General features: G+C 48.7%; 11 protein-coding genes. 5 read left to right on the forward strand and 6 right to left on the reverse strand.

Going from position 1 to position 17333, the window contains the following annotated elements:
- Positions 1-53: 53 nt before the first annotated feature.
- Positions 54-1409 (forward strand): amino-acid N-acetyltransferase, encoded by a 1356-nt coding sequence (gene argA, locus BCT27_RS02810; RefSeq protein WP_026024753.1) that lies wholly within the window; start codon positions 54-56, stop codon positions 1407-1409.
- Here argA and recD read toward each other — a convergent pair.
- Both recD and recB read right to left on the reverse strand, forming a co-directional pair.
- Complete coding sequence (gene recD / locus BCT27_RS02815; protein WP_102394975.1) at positions 1375-3402, reverse strand: exodeoxyribonuclease V subunit alpha; 2028 nt, start codon at positions 3400-3402, stop codon at positions 1375-1377. The two genes, argA and recD, sit on opposite strands and share 35 nt — an antisense overlap.
- Positions 3389-6943, reverse strand: coding sequence for an exodeoxyribonuclease V subunit beta (gene recB, locus BCT27_RS02820; protein ID WP_198597499.1), 3555 nt, complete (start codon positions 6941-6943; stop codon positions 3389-3391). The genes recD and recB overlap by 14 nt, the downstream gene beginning before the upstream one ends.
- A 268-nt stretch (positions 6944-7211) precedes the next feature.
- Here recB and BCT27_RS02825 point away from each other — a divergent pair, with 268 nt between their 5' ends.
- Positions 7212-8819: a methyl-accepting chemotaxis protein gene (locus BCT27_RS02825; protein ID WP_102394977.1), complete on the forward strand. Its 1608-nt coding sequence runs from the start codon at positions 7212-7214 to the stop codon at positions 8817-8819.
- Between the two features lie 95 nt (positions 8820-8914).
- Here the strand turns inward: BCT27_RS02825 and recC are convergent, their stop codons facing one another.
- Positions 8915-12331: an exodeoxyribonuclease V subunit gamma gene (recC, locus tag BCT27_RS02830; RefSeq protein WP_102394978.1), complete on the reverse strand. Its 3417-nt coding sequence runs from the start codon at positions 12329-12331 to the stop codon at positions 8915-8917.
- Positions 12332-12487: 156 nt separating this feature from the next.
- Complete coding sequence (locus BCT27_RS02835; protein WP_459072571.1) at positions 12488-13447, reverse strand: TDT family transporter; 960 nt, start codon at positions 13445-13447, stop codon at positions 12488-12490.
- A gap of 105 nt (positions 13448-13552) precedes the next feature.
- Here BCT27_RS02835 and BCT27_RS02840 point away from each other — a divergent pair, with 105 nt between their 5' ends.
- Positions 13553-14461 (forward strand): LysR substrate-binding domain-containing protein, encoded by a 909-nt coding sequence (locus BCT27_RS02840; protein WP_102394979.1) that lies wholly within the window; start codon positions 13553-13555, stop codon positions 14459-14461.
- Positions 14462-14463: 2 nt separating this feature from the next.
- Here BCT27_RS02840 and BCT27_RS02845 read toward each other — a convergent pair whose 3' ends face one another.
- On the reverse strand, positions 14464-15150 hold the full coding sequence (locus BCT27_RS02845; RefSeq protein WP_102394980.1) for a DNA-3-methyladenine glycosylase I: 687 nt from the start codon (positions 15148-15150) through the stop codon (positions 14464-14466).
- Positions 15151-15232: 82 nt separating this feature from the next.
- On the opposite strand from BCT27_RS02845, the gene BCT27_RS02850 reads away from it, so the two are divergent.
- Positions 15233-15526: a YebG family protein gene (locus tag BCT27_RS02850; RefSeq protein ID WP_017012250.1), complete on the forward strand. Its 294-nt coding sequence runs from the start codon at positions 15233-15235 to the stop codon at positions 15524-15526.
- A gap of 224 nt (positions 15527-15750) precedes the next feature.
- On the forward strand, positions 15751-16782 hold the full coding sequence (dapD, locus tag BCT27_RS02855) for a 2,3,4,5-tetrahydropyridine-2,6-dicarboxylate N-succinyltransferase (RefSeq protein WP_102317386.1): 1032 nt from the start codon (positions 15751-15753) through the stop codon (positions 16780-16782).
- A gap of 72 nt (positions 16783-16854) precedes the next feature.
- Here the strand turns inward: dapD and BCT27_RS02860 are convergent, their stop codons facing one another.
- Positions 16855-17217 (reverse strand): DUF2799 domain-containing protein, encoded by a 363-nt coding sequence (locus BCT27_RS02860; protein ID WP_102390289.1) that lies wholly within the window; start codon positions 17215-17217, stop codon positions 16855-16857.
- Between the last annotated feature and the right edge of the window lie 116 nt (positions 17218-17333).

Raw genomic sequence — 17333 nt, forward strand, 5'->3', positions numbered from 1 at the left:
GGAATAGTTAGTCAATATGAGGACATAAACAGTCACAAAAATGGAGTAAGGTGTTGAAACTTCGCAGTACAGCACTTGTAAAAGGATTTAGGCAATCGGCCCCCTATGTAAATGCGCATCACAACAAAACCATTGTGATCATGCTAGGCGGCGAAGCCATTGCGGATGAAAACTTCGCCAACATCGTCAATGACATTGCCCTTCTTAATAGTTTGGGGATTCGATTGGTGCTGGTGTATGGCGCTCGTCCTCAAATTACCCATCAGCTCGAGCGCATGGGCATGGAAACGCCATATCACAACGGTATTCGCGTCACTGACTCCGCCGCACTCGAGGCCGTTAAGCAAGCCGCTGGACAACTCCAGCTTGATATCACGGCGCGCCTATCCATGAGCTTGAACAATACGCCAATGGCCGGTGCGCAAATCAACGTTGTGAGCGGCAACTTTGTTATCGCACAACCTCTCGGCGTCGATGAAGGTGTGGATTATTGCCACAGCGGAAGAGTGCGTCGAATCGACATTGACGGTATTCATCGCCAGCTAGATCAACACGCCATTGTGCTACTCGGCCCTGTTGCAAGTTCCGTGACGGGAGATTGCTTCAATTTAACGTCAGAAGAGCTGGCTACACAGCTGGCCATTCGATTGAAAGCCGATAAACTGATCGGCTTTTGTTCGCTGCAAGGGGTGATTGGCCCGAACGGTAATGTCATCTCTGAGCTTTTCCCTCACCAAGCTGAATCTATCTTGCAGCAGCGCGAACAAGCGGGTGACATTAACTCTGGCACTGTACGTTTTCTGCGTGGTGCTGTGGCGGCATGCCGTTCAGGCGTTACACGTAGCCACTTACTGAGCTACAAAGTTGATGGGTCGTTAATTCAAGAGTTGTTCTCTATTGAAGGTATCGGCACGCAAATCGTCACAGAAAGCGCAGAGAAAGTGCGCCAAGCGACGATTGATGATATTGGCGGTATTCTTGATTTGATTCGCCCGTTGGAACAACAAGGTATCCTCGTGCGGCGTTCTCGGGAACAGTTGGAACAAGAAATTCCGTTGTTTACTGTCATTGAACGAGATGATCGTATTATCGGGTGCGCAGCGCTCTACCCTTATCCAGAATCTTTGAGCGCAGAAATGGCCTGTGTAGCCGTCGACCCTGAATATCGTGACAGTGAACGTGGTACGCGTTTGCTCCACCACATTCAGCAACGTGCTTCTCAGCGAGGATTAAAGACCATCTTCGTCCTAACCACACGAAGCATTCACTGGTTCCGTGAACATGGTTTTGAAGAAGCCGATGTATCGGCATTACCGGATGCAAAACAGCAGCTTTACAATCTGCAACGCCGTTCAAAGGTGCTGACGCTCGACCTTAATGGTCAAGCAGCGCGTTTGCCAGCCCGCTAAATCGTTGTGTTTTACGTCTTACCGCCCGCTCCAAACTGGCGCGGGTGGCATAGATATCCAAGCGATCTTTCGCTCGCGTCACACCTGTGTATACCAGCTCACGCGTCATCACAGGGGTTGGTGTCGGCGGCAATACCAAAATAGTATGTGAAAACTCCGACCCTTGGGATTTATGGATTGTCATGGCATACGCGGTTTGGTGCTCTGGCAGTCGGCTCGGCAGAAAGGCTTTCAAGCTGCCATCTGACATTTCAAATACCACACGCAGACCATCTTCTTGTTTAACCACAATCCCGATGTCACCGTTATACAGCCCTAAACCGTGATCATTTTGCGTCACCATGATTGGCCTTCCCGAATAGAAAAGCTCCTCACCCGGTGCAATTAAGCGATGTGCCACCAGCGCTTTTTCAATGGCGCGGTTTAGCCCCGCCACACCAAAAGGCCCTTCCGCTAACGCACACAACAAACGCACCTGAGTGAATTGTTGGATCACTGCAAGGTGCGACTCGCCTGCTGACAATGCCGTGAGATAGCCTCGATAACCATCAACCGCCAATTGAATGGACGAAGCATACACATCACCATCCAAATCATGCAGCGCGATATCGCCATAGCCTTGCGCCAACACACGGTGCAGTCGCTTTGCATCGCCGTCATTAATCGCAAAAGCCAACTGACCAACACCTGATTTGGAATGAAAGCGGTAGCTCTTACGCAATAAACACACGCCGTCTGCCACCGACTGATTGGCATCGGCCGTTGATAGCTCAAACCCAGTCAGCGCTGACAAAAATGCCGCTCGCTCTTTGCTGTAATGGTTATCTGCTTGCGCGCAGATATCCCCCAGCACAGCGCCAGCTTCGACCGAGGAAAGCTGATCGCGGTCACCCAGTAAAATGACGCGCGCATGATCGGGCAACGCCGATAGCAAACGCGCCATCAGCGGTAAATCCACCATTGACGCTTCATCCACCACCAAGATATCAAGGTGAAGGCGGTTTCCTTCATGATGACGAAACTCAACGCGGTTTGGGATCGCCCCGAGTAAGCGGTGGATCGTTGACGCTTGAACAGGGATCTTTTCTCGCACTGACTTGTCGACAGGCAACGCAGCAACGGCTTTACCAATCGACTCTGTCAGGCGATTAGCTGCTTTTCCTGTCGGGGCAACCAGTTTAATGTCAGGGCCATTGGGTTTATCGCTACTAAAAATCAGTGCGGCGAGCAATTTGGCAACCGTGGTTGTTTTCCCTGTGCCAGGGCCGCCGGAAATGACCGAGAAGCGATAACTTAGTGCCGCTGCAGCTGCAACCTTTTGCCAGTTCAATCGCGCGCTCTCAGGCACAAGAGAAAACAGAGTATTGGCTTTTGCTCTGGTCGCGAGTTGACGCTGAAGCTCTTCAAAATCAATGACGCTAGGAGAGACGATATCTAGCGTATCCACCAGCTTTTGTTGCAACGCATCCGGCGTGAGCGATGCTTCTATCCAATCGGCATAACGTGCTGTCAGATCCGTCATATCTGGTGCGAACAATTCATCAAGAAACGACTTGGTGTCTCCTGATAAAGCGATGCTAACAGCGCGTTTTTTTATCTCATCAGCCACTCGCCTTTCCGCTTGCCAGTAGCGATGTAAATATAATCTTGAACCTTCAAGCACCAGAGGCGTTGGCGAGGTACCATCACCAACAACTTGTGTACCTTGTAACAACACCACTGCATTTTCAGGTTCTAACAAGGCAGCGACTTGCGCAGATTCAGCAGTAGATAAATCGAACAACTTACTGGGATCAAGTGCCGACAGGTCAACACACACGTTGCCCTTGCCAAGCTCGAAGCTCACTAAGGCTGCCCAACCGACCACGGGCGAATTCTCATCCCCCATTTGCTGAGCGATAAACTGCGCGAACTGGCGATCAATGGCGCGAAGTGTTCCACGCTGATACAGCGTTTGAAGCAGCGTTTGAAGCAGCGTATTATTCGTCAACATGGCGTTCTCCCATAAACAATGCATCCAACCCTTCAATCAGTGCTTTTGAAGGCTGGGTATAGAAAATGCCATGCCGCGTGCCCGCTTCGATTCCACGAACAAACAAGTAGTAAACCCCACCAAAGTGCTTTTCCATATCGTAGTCAGGCAATCTCTGACGCAAGAAACGGTGCAGAGCCAACGAATAGATTTGGTATTGGAAGTCATAACGGTGATCCGCCATCGCTTCCGATAGCGCTTCTTCGGTGTAATCCGCGGGCGTATCGCCAAGATAATTCGATTTCCAGTCGAGCACGTAATAGCGCCCGTTCCAGCAAAACACTAAATCGATGAAGCCTTTGAGCATGCCACTGGCGGTCTCAAAACCCAGTTCTCCCGCGCGTGCAGACAAAGGGTCATGTTGCTGAATATGTCGATTCACCGCGTGGCACTGCAAGCTATCGACTGGCATCACGAATTCCATTTCCGTCAGCCTTGCAGGTTCATCTACTTGCGACAGGGTTAAGTCATCATCAAGCGGTTGCGATACCACATCAGTAAGCAGTTTTTGCAACACTGGAACCCAAGCTTCATCGTAGTTTTCCAGCGCCAAGGCATGGCGGATCATGTCGGCGACATCATCGCCATACATGTCTTGACCAAACTCTACGTTTTCAAACAAGGTATGAAGGAAAGTACCGGGTCTCGCGCCTCGCGGAAATTGAAAAATAGACGCGAATGACTCGAGCACGTCTTCGTTGTCCTCGACCTTTTCGTCCACGGCATCAAGATCAAAAGCGGGTAACTCTGGCAACGCAGAGGTGTGCCCTTGCTTAACCAATCCGGAGTAACTGGTGAGTCGCCAGTTTCGACGAATACTGCCTGTGAACGTTCGAGCGGCTAACGCCTGCGTATCTTCATCATCAAACACCAGCTTCTCAACGTCATCACTCGGCGGTAACACCACCTCCATAAATGGCTGATTCTCAATGAGCGCATTCACCGATGCGTGCAACCCATCGATATCAGCAGGCTCACCACGTTGCAATAAATAGCCCAACGCAGATTTGTGCAACCCGGTGTCACCTGTCGATTTACGGCCATCTTTCAGCGGAGAAAGACCGATAAAACACCCGTATACCGCGCGGGTCAGCGCCACGTAAATCAGTCGTAAGTCTTCCGCGAGACGCTCTTTATCTGACAATTCAATGGCCGGCTCAGGGTTAGTAAGCGCTAACACTGGCTCATGGTCATCACCATGAAAGAAAGGACGATCAGACGGACGGAAGTTGCAGGCAAACGGCAAATAAACCAGATCATATTCCAAACCTTTCGATTTGTGGATCGTGACTATCTGCACCAAGTCGCGCTCTGACTCCAAGCGCACCTGCTGTGTTTCAGCATTGCCATTGGGGTTATCAATATGATCCGCCAACCAGCGCAGCAATGCATGGTGACTGTCTAGCGTTTGGCTCGCTTGCTGCAGCAATTCGCCCAGGTGTAATAAATCGGTAAGTAATCGCTCACCGCCGTCTTCTTTTAAAAGACGTTCAGCAATCCCACGGCGTTGCATTACCTGACGCAGCATAGGTAACACACCACGACTGAACCAAACATGTTGGTACGTCGAGAATTCAATCACAGCACGTTCCCATGCCTTTTCATCGTGATTGAGCGCATCAATGTCTGTCGCCGTTAATGCAAAAAGCCCACTGGCAAGGGCAGCACGCAGAGCGCGTTCGTTGTCCGGCGTTAACACTGCGGCAAGAAGTCGCTGTAAGTCTGTCGCTAATGGGCTCACAAACACACTGTCACGATTAGAAAGATAGACGGATGCAATCCCTAACCTTGCAAGCGCATGTTTTACTCGCGCAGCCTCTGTTCCTGTTCTCACAAGCACAGCAATGTCACCCGCCTGAACAGGCGTTTTGTTCTCACCACGTTGGAAGTGCGCGCGATCATCCATGGCGGCATTAAGAACAGTGTGAATACTCACCGCCGTCGCTTGCGCCATTGACACTTCGTAATCACTTTTGGTTTGAAGCTCAATCTCTTCGCCTAACCAAAATGTCATCGCCGCTTGTTTTTCACCATTCATGACCCATTGCTTCGTGTCTGCCTTTGGTGCATGACTGACTTCAAGGAAAGGAATGTCGTTCTCGTAAATAAACGGGGCATTAGCGTGTTCAAAGACCCGGTTGACCGCTGCCACCATGTCCGCGGTTGAACGCCAGTTAGTGGAAAGGTTGTAGTGCTCCGACACCTGACGGCGAGCATGAATGTAGGTAAAAATATCGGCTCCACGAAACGCATAAATTGCCTGCTTCGGATCCCCGATCATAAACAGGCCACAGTCAGGTGAGGCATCATAAATGTCGTTAAAGATTTGGTATTGCTGCGGGTCGGTATCTTGGAATTCATCAATCATCGCAACGGGGTACAAACTGCGGATCCGCTCGGCGAGGATGCCGTCGCTGTCTAGTCGTAGCGCCTCAGCAAGCTGTGAAAGTAAGTCATCAAACGATAACCAACCAAATCGACGCTTTTCTTGCGCCAGCAGTATTCTCACTTCGCGGATAGCATGCGCCGTTAGTGCATCTTTCAATGTTGGCGGGGAGGCCATTAAACGATCAATGTGATCAAAAACGGTGTGTTGTGGCACCTCGCCTTTCTTGGTTTTCTCTGCCAGTGTGTTTGCGGCAAATCGCTCTAGGTTCGTCGGTAAATCGTAATTCGACGTGATCTGAGCAGCCCACTCCCCCACTTCAGCTAACCAATTTGGCAACGAACGTTTGCTGTAGCTGCGCTTATCTACACCAGAACTCGAAATCAGCGCCTCTAAATCAGGCGCAGCTTCGCGCCAACACGTTTTGACCTCATCAATGCGCAGGATATTTTCGGCATGTAAGTCCGCCAAATCGTCTGGCATAGCCGGAGCCATAATATTGACCAAAGGCCCTGAGAGATACGTGCCAATTTCTTTCAATAACACGGCAGGAGCTGCCCAGTAGCTTTTCACCACACCCGCCAAAGACTTGGCTAACGGATAGAACTGACGACGCCAGAAGTCCGCCACAGCGCGTTCTCGCAATGCCGTTTCATCTGTGATGAATTCATTGGTAAACAAACTGCCAGATTCAAATGCATTTTGCGTCAACATACGCTGGCAAAAACCATGGATGGTATAAATGGCGGCTTCATCCATTTGTCGCTCTGCTTGCAGCAAGACCCGCTCGGCGTAGTGATGGTCGGGCACTTCATCAAGCAAAGGGGCGATCACCGGGTCATCACTCGTGCCACGACTAAATGCCAAACGCGCATCATGAATTCGCGATCGAATACGGTCTCGCAACTCCTGCGTCGCCGCTTCGGTAAAGGTCACTACCAGTATTTTCTCTACGCTAAGTGGTGTCTGATGTGCGGTCTCAGTCGACCCATGTCCGAGTAGCAGCCGCAAATAGAGGCCAGCAATGGTAAAGGTTTTCCCTGTACCTGCAGACGCTTCGATTAAACGTTGCCCGTGTAGAGGAAAAGACATGGGATGAAGCGTTTGAGTTGGCATGCACGCGAGCTCTTTAGGTTTGATAAGCATTATTTTATCAATGCTGCGACGGTTTGTAATGAAAATCGGTAGACTGAAAAGTTCTACAGCGCACGTTATGAAACCTAGACGCGATATTGGTGAGATTAATACAGTCGAAAAGCGCTGCGATTCACATCACTCAAAAACAGGGATACCCCTACAGTTCCTATATTGATAGATCGCTCAAAATCCGCACACTGACATGTCACGTTTTTTACTTCCCACTGCCAGATAGCGAATACACAGAATGAAGTTTATTGCAGATCTTTCGGTTCGATATAAATTACTGCTCATTGCGGCAGTCTCGGTGATTAGCATTATTGGGTTAACGTTTTTTCAAATCTCTAGTCTTCACAAAGACTTACTCCAAGAGAGAAAAAACAACCTAAAACAAACCGTCGACATTGCTTGGAAAATCATCGACACACACTACCAATCTGACACCTCTGAACTTAGCCGAGAAAAGGCGATATCAGCCATACAGCCACTGGTTTTTGGTAAGGATGGTTATTTCTTTGTCGTCGATGAAAACGGCACCATGCTTGCAGGGGCAAAGAGTTGGATTGGCAAGGATTTTTCCATTTTTCGCGACAGTCATGGCTCCGCGGTGTTGAATGATATGCGCAACGCTGCCACCTCAATGGATGGTGGTTTCAGCAGCTATTGGTTTGCAAAGCCCGGCGGAAAAGAGGCACTGGAAAAAGTCAGTGCAGTGAAGCGCCATGCACCTTGGCAACTTTTAATCGGCACGGGCATTTATGTCGATGACTTGGAAGCGCTCGTTTGGCAAGAAGCCAGCAAATCTGCCTTTCTTGCTCTCGCCATCACAACATTGCTGATACTTGTATCGACATTACTGTCTCGTATGCTGGTGAAATCCGTCAAAGAGATTCAGCGAGCACTCAATGATGTTGCTCTGGGTAAGTTGACCGCTCGAGCTAACGTCAACAGCAACGATGAAATGGGGCAGATGGCACAGCATCTCAATGAAGCCTGCACGCAACTTCAATCGCTGCTGACAAATGTCGATCACACCCTCAACCAGCTTGATACTGACAGTCGTACCATGGCAGACCTAGCTAACCGTTCAACCGATGGCATTCGTAACCAAAGCCAAGAACTCGATTCCGTTGCAAGTGCCATGGAGGAGATGTCTTCCGCAATCAAAGACGTAGAAGCCAGCACACTCCAAGCGCAAGATGGCACTCGTCATTCTAAGGGCTTAGTGAGAGAAGCAGAGGCTGCATTATCAGCCTCGCTGAACAAGTTTGAGCAAGTGAACCTTGATGTGATTGATGCAGAGAAAAACATTCGTGAGCTTGCCGCTTCCAGCGATCAAATCAGTGATGTTGTTACGGTGATCAATGACATTTCCGAGCAAACCAACTTGCTTGCATTGAATGCCGCCATCGAAGCCGCGCGAGCTGGCAGTGCGGGTCGCGGCTTTGCAGTTGTCGCTGATGAAGTACGTAAGCTCGCGCACTCAACAAAAGAATCCACGACGCAAATAAACGCGATTATCGAAACCCTGCAAGAGCGTGCTCAGGTAGCGGCAAAGATCATGAGTCGAGGCACGGATAAAACAGCAGAAAGCTTAGAGCAAGCCAAGCAGACACAAACCCAACTAGCCGCACTATCTGCCCTTATTACTGAGCTCGAGCAAATGAACACGGCAGTGGCAGCATCCACATCACAGCAAGCTTCTGCATCACAAGAAGTCGCACGCAGTGTGGTCAACGTCAGTGACATTTCACACCACAACCGAGATGCCAGTGAAGACACATTGAACTTGAGCGACAAAGTGAAAACGCTGAGTGATACGGGAAGGCATCAATTGGCTAAATTCAGTATTTAGCATCTGGCCTATGATGTTCTTTTTACCGATACTCGAACAGAAAAACAGGGGCGCAAAGCGCCCCTGTTTCATTCAATGAATGCTATTCTCGCAGATTATTCTTCGTCTTTTTTCTCTGCCATTAACACCGGCAACAGAACCTGCATTCCCAGCGCAAAGACATCATCGAGCAATGCATCAGAGGCTTCAGGCCACACACGGGCGATGTAGGTATTTTCACCTTCACCAATGGTCAGATACCCACTTTGAAAAGCACTGCGCATTTTCTGCTTTGCCTTTTCTCGTACCGCCTCGTCATCAACCCATTGTCCCTTCTTATCGATGCAGGCCTGCAAACCGGCCATCGCGGTTTTCGGTAAGTACGGGTAAGGCCGATCTGCACCTTCAAAGTAACGTTCGATGTAAAACGTCAAATGATTGATCGCCTCTTCAGCCGACATAGGCGCAAAGACAACATCGTCATCAACACCGAAAAAGCGCGTATCGACTTGCTCACCCGAAGCACATTGGCACAAGTGATCAATCCACGTGGCTAACCTGTCCGTTGCTCTGACCTTGCCACTTCGATACAAAATACGCCCTGCTCGATATCGCTCATCCAACCAACCTTGAAGCTGAACGGTACCGCGCGAGGTCGGAATACTGACATTCACCTCAAGAGCTTGTCGGCGATCAGCAAGGAAAGGCTTCAATGTGTCAAATTGCGCCAATGTTGCCGCTTGCTCGCTTTCTAACGCGAGCTCACCAAAGTGACTCAGTGGTAACGTGCCAGATGCTTTTTGGTATTGATAGAAGCGCGCTAACGAATCTTCATCCCGCCCATGTTCAATCACATGTGACAACAAAGCATCTCGCAGTTGGTAGCGGTTCAGGTTATCAAGCGCGAACGGCTCAACCTCTTCCATCGCCCCTTCTGGCGCTTCAAAGAACACTTTCAATCGACGATTGAAGAAATACTGTATCGGTAAACGCCAAAAACGTTGCAACTCAGCCAATTCAATCACGGAAGTATTCAGTTCCCCTTCCCTTTCTTGCAGGCCATCGACAGCGGTTTGGGCATCAAAGAATGGTGAAGCTTGCTGACCATCCCCTTTTGCAGCAGGTAACCATTCACTCGCATAACTTGCACGGGATGAATTAAACGATCCTTTACTGAATGGCACCAAAGGATTGTGATGAATCAGGTGCGACAGCAACTGCTCGCCAGACAAGACCTCTGGCAAGCCCTGACCGCCTTCAACACAATACCCTTGTCGGCAGTAATCCAGTAATTCCGTAACCAACACTGAGGGGACTTTGAGGGAATTATCTTGCACCGAGCGACCGACATAACTGATGTACAGTTGCTGCTGTGCGGACTGAAGCGCTTCTAGGAATAGGTAGCGGTCATCATCGCGTCGTGAACGGTCACCCGCGCGAGCACGCCCCGCCATCAGATCAAACCCAACGGGCGCTATTGTTCTTGGGTAATCCCCGTCGTTCATGCCGAGTAAGCACACCACGCCAAAAGGAATAGAGCGCATTGGCATCAAGGTACAGAAGTTAACTTGCCCAGCAAGGAAGCGCTGACTAATGCGCTCACCACCTAACTTTTCTTTCAAATAATCACGAACAATGGCGAGAGACAGTGTGTCGGCAAACCCTGCATCTGTCAGTTGAGTCAGCCAATTATCAAGCTGGTCTCGAATGAGTTTGCCTGCAAGCTCTTCGTCGACATCAAGCGCGAAAATATCATCAAACAACGCAGTTAGCGCACTGGCCCACTCGATCCCTGTTTTGTCTTTGCTCATTAACGCTTGGGCATTGAGCAGCATTTGAAAAAACTCACCCAGTTTACCTGCCACATCCGCTTCGAGACCTTGAACCTCATCGTAGGCCAAAACGTCATTGAACAAGCCACTTTGGCTGGGCATTGCATAGCCTAAAAGCATGCGGTTTAAGCCAAACAACCAGGTATTTTGGTGTTGGTCAGGCAGGGAAAATTGCGCCGCGGTGTTGTCATCCAACCCCCATCGAATCCCCGCTTCCTCAACCCAAAATTTCACTTTTTCGAATTGGCGGTTATCGAAGCCAAATCGACGCAATACGGCGGGAACTTCGAGCAATTCTAATAGCTCTGCTGCACAGCATCGGCTGTCAGGTAAGCTCAAGAGACGCAAGAAGGTCGTCAGGATTGGGCTTTCTTGATCCGCCGTTCTGTCCGAAATCGAAAAAGGAATATAACGCTCGCCGGGTGCGTTACCGAAGACGGCTTGAATCGCAGGGCTGTATGCATTGATGTCTGCCACCATGACGATAATATCTCGCGGTGTCAGTGATGGGTTGTTCTCCAACATTTCGAGCAATCGGTCATGCAGTACTTCCACCTCACGCATAGGGCTGTGGCAAACCTCAATCATGACAGAGCGATCTTCCGGAGAAATCTCGTGCTTACTCTCACTGGTCACCGTTTCTTGTATGTCGCCTGGTTCCAGCAGATCGAGGATATCTGCTTGGATATGATGAAGAAGTGAGTCGCGAGCAACATCAACAAACCCCTGATCCACTTCTTGGCATTGAAGATCTGAAATCAGCAGCAAGTTGTCACGCCCTAACTTGCCCATAGAGGCCAGCAAACTGTTGCCCACCTCTGCACTGTCATCTTCACCCGCAAGCGGTAAAGCAAACTGCGCAGGTTCAGCGTCATCATTTGTCGCGCGACTGATGCGGTTTTCAAGCATTGCTGCGCGTCTTGCCAAATAGCGCTTATCGCGAATGTCCCCCCAGTAATAACGGCATGGGTTGGTAAACATGTAATGCACATCAACATGCTCACCAATGGCTTTCAACGCATCAAGATAGCGCGGCGGCAAGGCAGAAATGCCAAACACAAACACTCGCTCGATCCCGGAGAACCCTTCAGGTTTACTCGCTTGAGCGGTCAATGCATCAATAAATTCTTCATACAGATTGGCGCGGTGAAAAGGCGATTGTCCCTGTTCCAAGGTGTAGTCATAAAGTGCGCGCCACAATTTCGGTTGCCAGCGCTTTTCTTCCTCAAGCTCAGGCACCGCTTGTTCGTTTTCCCACGCTTTGATCCACTCAGGGCGATACACCAAGTATTGGTCATAGATATCCGCGATTTTCCCCGCTAGCTGATAACTCTTTTGTTTGTCGTCATCACCTTCAAGGTAGCGTTTCAATTCAGCAAAATCAGGATCATTCAGCTGCTCAGGCAACACCTTCATTAATTTCCACGTCATGGCTTCTTTGTTGAAGAAACTTCGCTGTGGTACATCCGCCAATACTTGCGTAAACATCTGCCAAATAAAGGTAGCGGGAAGTGGGAATTCAACGTTAGCAACAATGCCTTGTTCCTTCGCCATTTCAAGCTTTAGCCACTGCGCCATACCAGGGCTTTGAACCAAGATCAGTTCTTTCTGTAATGGATTCTCTAGGGGCTTTTGCTGCACTAAAGCAACCAATAGGCTTTTCAGCAGATCCAACTGATTTGAGTGATAAACAGTAAACACAGGGCAACTCTCAAAGGCGATAATGGTGAGATTGTGGCGGAATGGTCTTAAGAGTGCAATTTGATGCGTTCAAGCAAGTGTCATTGACGTGATAACAGAAACAAAAAAGCCTGCGCAGTGCAGGCTTTTTACAAACAATTGTTATTGCTCGATCAGTTAAGCGTTCGACAATGGTGCTTTCCATTGAAGAGAAATAAAACGGCGATAGTGCATCGCAACATACCCAACAACAACAGTCGCCACGATCAACTCAATAAACGCTATCACAGAGACTTGATTCACGTACTCTGACGCTACCCCAATGGATTGCATCCACGCTGCGGTTTTATATAACGCGGTCGCACCGATAACCATCGGGAAGGTGAAGGCGGCGTAACCGGGAGAAAATGGCAAACGCATCAACCTTAGAAAAGACACGTAAATCACCGCGGTCATCAAGAGTGCAATACCCAGCAACACTGAAACGATTAACGGTGATGGTGCTTGGCTCACTGTTAGGTAACCCGCTAGCGAGAGACTCGCAGGCGCTGCCATGATCGCAATGGTAGGTTTTGCACCATCAGGAACCTCACCACAGAAAATAAGGCGATAAACCATCAAAGGAAGTAGCACGGCATAAGCAATCAAACCGAACAATAAAATCGCGTCAGCAATCGGTCGTAGTGCTGGGTTTCCGGAAAAAGCCACGTCTGCAACCACAAGACCAACAGGCGGCACAAACCAGCTAGGGACCATGTGATCTAAAGAAAATGATTTTGCGCGATGAAAGATAAAGGAACCAAGGAAGACGACATGCGCTGCCACAGCTGCCAGCCACAACGCGTCCCCCATCACTGGCGAAACATCACCCAGCGAGTTTGAAACAATCATCAACCCCATAGCAAAGGTTGGCACTACGCTACCCACGACGGGGTGTTGTAGATCTTGCCAAAGCCCTTTAGGCGATAAGGTAAATTTGGCCGCAATCAATAACAGCATGACACCGCCAATGAGAGCCCCTGCAGCTTGTGCAGACCCATTAAAGTTAGCGGCATTTTCCCAACACCAGCCAAGGCTTGCGATGGCAAGCGCCAAACCCGCCATAGGGGTAGGAAGTAAAGTCAGTCGTCTACGCATCATATTTTCACGTATTGAGAAGTGGTACACATAAATATGATAGGTCGACACTATAATTTAGGATATCTGAATCTTTTTAAACCTACTTTAAGTTTGACTTAACGCATGTCTGTATCACTTCGTCAGCTACACGTGTTTGTTACCGTTGCTCAAGAAAAAACCATCACGGCAGCATCTGCGCTTTTATACCTATCAAAGCCTGCGGTGAGCATGGCGCTGACGGAACTCGAAAAACACCTTGGTCACAAGCTTTTTGAACGTGTAAACAATCGATTAATGATCAATGAACATGGCCGTCGCTTGCTGCCTCTAGCGGATGAGTTATTGACGCGCAGTCATGAGATTTCAACGGTTCTTGATCACGATGATACGTTGACGGGACATTTACGCATTGGGGCGAGTGATACCATTGGCAATCAAATGGTGCCTTTTCTATTGCGAGATTTCAGGGCGGAAACACATCACACCGATCAGGAGTTAGTGATTTCAAACAGCCAAGCCATCATCGACCAACTGGCAGCGTTCGAGCTAGATGTAGGATTAATTGAAGGCCAAGGTGAAAGCAAACATCTGCTCAATAAAACCGATTTGGTCATGACACCCTGGTTGTCCGATGAAATGTGTATTGCATGTGCCGTCGACGACCACCTCACCAAGCATGAGCAGGTGTCACTATTTGCGCTAGAAAATCACACTTGGGTACTACGCGAGCCAGGTTCGGGGACGAGAGAACACTTTCTTTCTAGAGTTGCCCCCAGGCTTGAAGCATGGACTATGGCATTTGAGCTAAGAAACACAGAAGCCATTATTAACTGTGCATCTGCAGGGTTAGGTCTCGCGTACCTATCAAGGCACGCTGCACGACACGCCGTTGCTGATAACCGACTGAGCTTGCTGGAATTGCCATTAGACTTGCGACGACAGTACTGGCTCGTTCACCATAAAGACAAACACTTCTCGCCGCTGCTTACTCGCTTCATCTCTTTTAGTCAGTGCTGGCAGGTATCAGACTGACGTTAGACACGATTATCACCAACGCCAAACGCAATGATCTGGCTAATTTGGCAAAGCGGCCTTCCACTTTCTTGTTGCCACTGGTTAAACGCCGCTTGTGTTGCATTGATAGATTTTCGTGTATCACGACCGCCTTCAATGACTTTTTGCGCACGCAAATAACCTTCCACATCACCAGAAAGAATAAAGGTATCCTTCCCCATCAAGCGCAACGTATAAGGTCCCGTATTTCCCCCCAACCTCGCACCGTGTTTCTTTAAGTATGCCCAAAGACCCGTAATGTCATCTTCTGGCCACTTCGCAATAAAATTAGAAAAGCTGCCATGCTCTCGCGCTGCGCGCTGAATCATTTGTGCATTTGTGGGAATGGTCATCACCTTGCCAAGGTGTCGAATGATCGCAGGGTTTGTGGCCTTCTTTTCCCACATTTCTGGAGGTGTTAAGCACATTTTTTCGATATCAAACCCCCAGAATACTTCTTCAAAGCCCGGCCATTTATTTCTGACTACCTGCCAGTTCATACCAGACTGAAAGATCTTCATGGTAAACATCGCCAACCAACGATCATCAGGGATCGATTGCAACTCCTGAGAGGAAAGAGGGTGAGCCAACAATTGCTCAAGATCGCTGTTCGACCCTTTACGGTTTGCTGCTCTGTAATAGATATCTGAGAACTTTTCTAATGTCATCACACTAATCGAGGTTAAACTAGACACTAATTAACACTCTACTGTATAAACAGACAGTGAACAAATTAAAGAGAGACTAACCATGGCCGTTATCGTCAAATATGTGGTGGAGCGCAACGGAGAAGAGAAAATGACTTTTACCTCTAAAGCGGAAGCTGATGCCTACGACAAAATGCTCGACATGGCAGATGAACTGTTTGAATTGCTAGGTAAAAGCGATGTTGTTGCCGATGAAGCACAACGTGAAGAGCTTTCCATGTTCTTAGCGCAAAACCGTGAAGATGTACTTTGTGCGTTGGGTGCTAAACGCAAGCCTACGCCAAAGCCAGCGAAGAAAAAGGCAGAAGCAAATCAAGACGACGCTGAAGCTGCATAAGATACTAAAACGCTCCGAATTCGGAGCGTTTTTTCTTCCAAACAATAACGTCTAATCGGATAAAGCCCCCTTAATTTTCTCTTTCCGCCGTTTATCTGGCCGATTCTTTTCCTTCGCACTTCAATCTTGTCGCCCTTCACTTTAAGATACTCGTTAGCAATCACTTTATACGCCACATCTACAAACCGTAGACTTGGGAAAAGAGACAAGGAGACCTCCTCATCATGGCCAGTTTTGCACTTGCGTTTGGCACCGCCACTAAAAACAAAGACGGAAAAATCATTGAAGCATTCTTTCCGACTCCAGTACTAAATCCATCAGAATCTTTAGTTGCCGCGCTGGCTGATATCGTTTCTTACCAAGAAGGCAATGAAGCTTTCGACGTTCAAGCTAATCAATGCGAAGCCATTGCTTCTGCATTCTCAGCCGCTGACGAACAAGCTGCAGCCTCTTTCGCAGCAAAAGCAGCCGCTTCAAGCCAACCTCTAGTGTTAGTTATCTTGGCATCAGACGAAAAACCAAGCAGCGTATCAGAAGGTTTCTTGAAGCTTCAGCTGATTTCTCAGCGTCTTGCTAAGCCACACAGCATTGTACTCGATGGCATTTTTGGTTTACTGCACAACATCGCATGGACCAACAAAGGCCCTATCGATCTCCCTGAGCTTGCTGACCGTCAAATCGAAGCACGTTTAGCTGGTGAAACCCTCACCGTAGATTGCGTAGACAAATTCCCTAAAATGGTTGACTACGTTGTACCTGCTGGTGTGCGTATCGCTGATACATCACGCGTTCGCTTAGGCGCGCATGTGGGCGAAGGCACAACGGTTATGCACGAAGGTTTCATTAACTTCAATGCAGGTACTGAAGGTGTGAGCATGGTTGAAGGTCGTATTTCTGCAGGTGTTATGGTCGGTAACGGCAGCGACATCGGCGGCGGTGCATCTATCATGGGCACACTGAGTGGCGGTGGTCAGCTTGTTATCTCTATTGGTGAAAACAGCCTATTGGGTGCAAACGCAGGCCTTGGTTTCCCTCTGGGTGATCGTTGTACCATCGAATCTGGTCTATATGTTACCGCTGGTACCAAAGTGACCATGCTAGATTCAAGCGGCGCTGAAGTTGAAACCGTAAAAGCACGTGACCTTGCAGGCAAACCAGACCTTCTGTTCCGTCGCAACTCAGTGACCGGTAAGATTGAGTGTCTGACTAACAAGTCTGCCGTTGAGCTTAACGCAGAGCTTCACGCGAATAACTAAGTTCTCGTGAACAGATAGCAAGAATAAAAAGACCAGCCTAAGCTGGTCTTTTTTGTATTTTTCAAACAATAACTAGAAAATCTTTCCGGCTTCTAAGCCTGTTTCCCAATTGTCTTCGTACAGCCAACCTTGAGGGGCATCATCAATACAAACACTGTTTCTTGGCTTACCCGATATACCTGCATGATAACCATTGTCGGGTTTACAGTATTCTTTAACATGCTCTTCATACGCAGTCTGATACTCACTCTGTTGCTCTTTATCAAAAGCACCTAGCGATGTTAAATCTTGTTCTGAGCGCGCTTTTCTCCCAGCTTCAACATCATAGTTGGCCAATCCAACCCAATCTTCCGCAGTTGAAAGCTCCGCAATACGCTGACTCGCACACCCCGTTAACCCAATGATCAGCAATAGACTTACCAGTAGATATTTCATATTAATCTCCTAATCCCTCTGATATGCAGTATATAGAGTAAACCTGAACAAACGCCGTACAATTTCGTTATTCATTAGATGAAATCAAGACGTGAGAGTGCGAGAGTGCGAGAGTG

Source organism: Enterovibrio norvegicus, from assembly GCF_002876705.1.
In the GTDB taxonomy this organism is placed as follows: domain Bacteria; phylum Pseudomonadota; class Gammaproteobacteria; order Enterobacterales; family Vibrionaceae; genus Enterovibrio; species Enterovibrio norvegicus_B.